This window comes from Zhenhengia yiwuensis (genome assembly GCF_014384995.1).
Lineage (GTDB): Bacteria > Bacillota > Clostridia > Lachnospirales > Cellulosilyticaceae > Zhenhengia > Zhenhengia yiwuensis.
The window spans coordinates 1-3,746 of the sequence record NZ_JACRSY010000079.1 but is presented as its reverse complement, the minus strand read 5'-3'; the positions used below and the strand labels follow the sequence as shown (position 1 = coordinate 3,746).

The 3,746-nt window shown below is 36.7% G+C and carries 5 protein-coding genes; all 5 read right to left on the bottom strand.

Features of this window, described 5'->3' with window-relative positions; translation table 11 throughout:
- Nucleotides 1-311: XkdQ/YqbQ family protein (locus tag H8718_RS19760; RefSeq protein WP_456300772.1), on the bottom strand; the 311-nt coding region annotated here is incomplete at its 3' end.
- Entirely contained in the window at nucleotides 308-958 is a 651-nt protein-coding gene (locus H8718_RS19755) for a LysM peptidoglycan-binding domain-containing protein (protein WP_249334766.1), read from the bottom strand. The genes H8718_RS19760 and H8718_RS19755, both read right to left, overlap by 4 nt.
- Nucleotides 951-2,939, bottom strand: coding sequence for a tape measure protein (locus H8718_RS19750; protein ID WP_249334764.1), 1,989 nt, complete (start codon nucleotides 2,937-2,939; stop codon nucleotides 951-953). The genes H8718_RS19755 and H8718_RS19750 overlap by 8 nt, the downstream gene beginning before the upstream one ends.
- Nucleotides 2,940-3,121: 182 nt before the next feature.
- Nucleotides 3,122-3,541 (bottom strand): phage tail assembly chaperone, encoded by a 420-nt coding sequence (locus tag H8718_RS19745; RefSeq protein ID WP_249334762.1) that lies wholly within the window; start codon nucleotides 3,539-3,541, stop codon nucleotides 3,122-3,124.
- 13 nt (nucleotides 3,542-3,554) lie between these two features.
- Nucleotides 3,555-3,746, bottom strand: a 192-nt coding sequence (locus H8718_RS19740; protein WP_249334740.1) for a phage tail tube protein, incomplete at its 5' end; no start/stop codon positions are given.

Here is a 3,746-nt window from a genome sequence, read left to right as displayed (position 1 = left end):
GCAGTCTTATTGGCCACACCAAAGCTATCTTTATTTTTCAGATACCTCAGTTGGTCATAAGCAAGGATTTTCTTTTCATCTTGGCCACTTACCTTAAAAACATAACCATAAAATAGAGCGACTTCATTAACTTTAAACAATACAACATCACCATTATTTATAGTGATTTTATGGGTAAAAACATCTCCACCTATATAGTCAAATTCTAAACTGCCTGCTCTGCCCTTTCTTGAAGTTTTATAGGTAACTTTGCCATGTGGAACTTCAAAAATACCGCCTTGTCTATTATCAATCAGCAATTGGGTTGTCATAGCTGCAACACCTGCCCTGGATAAATTAAGCTAGGATTTGCTATATTATTCTTCTTAGCAATTTCCTTATACTTGCCACTGTCTCCTAAGCACTTCTTAGATATGCTACATAAAGTATCTCCTTTTTGTACGGTATAGGTCTTAGGCTTTTCTTTTTCAACTGGTCTTTGTTCTGTCTTAGCAATAGCTGGTTGACTTGTTTTTGAATCACTCACAATTTCCACCTTTTTGACCTTAAACCATCTATATTCCTTAAAGCTTATGATGTATTCGATATCACCTACAGCGCCAGCTTTTTCTTTATAACTAAAGTCTTCAATAGTACAAGCCCAAGATAAATCGACACTGGTACCTGTAATCACAAGTCTTACAGGCTTACCAGTGTCTCTCCATCTTTTTATCTTTTCTATGTACTCATTAGGCTTTAGCAAATACTTACTTGTCACATAAGGACCACTATTTATAGGGAAAAAACTCTCTAACTTTAAAGTAGGGGCTTTAATTGTATTAATAACCGTTATCTCACCTATATTTTGCAGAATGTGACTTTTATTATTACCACTTTCTTTTATTTCAACCTCTTCCGGTAATACTGGAAATTCGAAGGCTTCTGCTTGATTATTAAAACTTAAATAGATTTTAGCCAAGTCCATACACCTCCTTTGTACTTGCTTCCATTTCTTCCTCTATGGATTTCTCTATACGCCTTACAATTTCATCAATATCTACATCTTTACTTACTGGACCCGTTTTGATATTAACTTTCGGAGTCAGTGTGACAAAGTTCTGGATAGATTCCATTTCAGCAAGTTCACGCATAATTTCAAGGTCTTCATTGGATACATCTACTGTATCTTCAATGCTTCCAACTGAATCAATATGTCCACCTTCAAAGCCCATACTATTCATAGATGTTGTAAGGTCTTCAAAGATTTGTGTTGCTCCATTTGATAAATCCACACCAAAGTCATACCCTTTATTAAAGTTATCCGCTACATCAAGCTTTTCCATACGTTCTATAGTAACTGCTTGCTCACCAAAAGTATCATCAGCCCATGATTGCATATTGCTTCTCCACCCTGCTAGTGTATCAGCCATGCTAGAGCCAAAAAGTGCATCCATAGCATTTGCTATACTCTCTAAAATACCTAATACCGTGTCTGCAAAGCCTATAAATAATCTAACAGTTGCTGCTAAAGGATCATTACAAAAGTTCCCAAGGAACTCACCAAATACAGCAAATAAATTCCAGATATCAGCAACTAAGTTGTAAAGGAATGCATAGAGCCCAAAGAATATACCTGTAACTGTTCCTATGATTTGTTCTGTTGTTACACCCATACTATGCAAAATAGTCATAAACAATATTACGCTACCGATCACCATCAATATAGGATAATTCATTACAATCCATGCACTAGCTTGTGCTATTAACGGTGGTACCATTGCCCATAATTTAGGTATGAGTACTCCTGCTAGAACTGCACTAACGCCTAACAACATCATACTCATTAACTCCCAGTTTTCTATAAATAAGGATGCTACAGTACCTACAACATTCCCCATAAATACTAGTCCATTTGTTATCCATTCAATAACAGTTGCTATTGTAAGTAAAAAGCTCATACCTTGTGGTGTGTCTAACCATTCTGCAAAGGCATAAAATTGATTAATTAATGGATTGAGTACACCTGTTCCTTGGTCATTAGCAAGACGCTGCATAAAGTTCGTCCAACTATTACCCAGTTTAGTGGTTACATCTCCCCATGTTCGAGGTATATTCTCAAAAGTACTATTAATCACATCTCTTTGATTTTCAAAGGCTTTTATAACAACATCCGTTGTCAACTCACTATCTGCACCCATTTGTTTTAATTCACCGCGAGCTACTCCTAATCCATCAGCTAATACCTTCATCATATATGGCGCATTTTCACTTAAAGAACGTAATTCATCACCTTGTAGTACACCACTTCCTAATGCTTGCGATAACTGTAACATAGCCGACTTATTCATCTCATCCGTACCACCACCAATACGAATCGCTTTATTGATACTTTCCGTCATATCCATTACATGAGCTGTACTATCAAAAGCACCCGACATAGTTAACTTACTCATTAAGTCAACTGTTTCAGCATAACCACTTCTTGTATCATTGGCCATCTGAAGTATTTTCTTCTGTAACTCATGATGTTTCATCAAACCATCATTCATCATGCCAATTCTTGAATTAATCATCATAGCTTCATCACTATAAGTCATAAATCCATTAATACCATTGCCTATACGTTGCATGAGTTCAAGACCTTGATTCACTGCAATAGCAGCACTGCCTAATCTACTCATCCTACTTTCGCTGCGCCGGACTGATTGAGTAAATTCATCCTGATTCTGAGTCATACGGTCTTGCTGTACCTGTATTTCTCTCATCTCAGCACCAAGTTGGTTAACAGCACTTCTTGCAAGTTCAATCTCATGTGTACCAAAATCTATAGCAACATTTTGTTCAATGCTATTTTGCATACTTTCAAAAGCATTGAGTGTAAGTGCCATGGCTTGCTGCATTTGTTTTAATGGCCCTGTCACACCATCATAAAGGCTCATAGATTGTTGAATCGTAGCCATGTCTTACACCTACTTTCCTTTAGTTCTTCTAGCTGCTTTTTTCTCAGCTTCAATATGCATATCAATACTTGCATAAATAAAAGCTCTTTCAAGCCTATCCATACTTAATAATTCACTCGGTTTTATTCCAAGCTTATGGAGGGTGTAGTGGGCATAGTTTGCCTCACCATCACCCTCCTTAATTAGTTTTTTGCTTCATCTCTCAGCTCATTCATATCCTTTTCATACCCATTAATTTCTTGTACGATATTAAGAACCTCTTGATATTCTCCTGGTAAAAGCATTGTCTTAAGGAGCACATCATCTCCCCTAACACCATAGGAATTTTGTAGCTCCTCATTTTTCAAATCCGGATAAACAATACACGCTACTGCTACCTTACCCAAAAAGGTTGCTTGATCTACTTGGTCCATTGTAATGTGCTTCTTAACTTTAACCTTTACCATACAGCTTTTACGAATTGCTGCTTCTTCTTCTCCTGTTATAGCCTTAAATTCAAATGGAATAGGTTTCCCTTCTTCCCCAATAAAACGATCACTTACTACTCTTTTTTCTGTCCCAACTTGTCTGGCATTTTGTGCCATAAATGCTTGTAAATTCATCTTTATTTCCTCCTTAGCCTAATGTTGGCTTTTTAAATTTTTCTAATAAATCTGCATCACTAAATGTAAAATCTAAATCTTCTTCAAGGACATCTGCATCTACATCAAAGCTTGCTAAAACAACGCTGTCTAAGTTGCAGTCTTTAAGTAGTACAGTTTGTGCACCAATTGAAGAGGTTGGGTCCTCATTGGTCACCTGAATATC

Coding starts and splice junctions, on each gene's coding strand:
- H8718_RS19750 (WP_249334764.1), bottom strand. CDS start 2,939: ATGGCTACGATTCAACAATCTATGAGCCTTTATGATGGTGTGACAGGG.
- H8718_RS19745 (WP_249334762.1), bottom strand. CDS start 3,541: ATGAATTTACAAGCATTTATGGCACAAAATGCCAGACAAGTTGGGACA.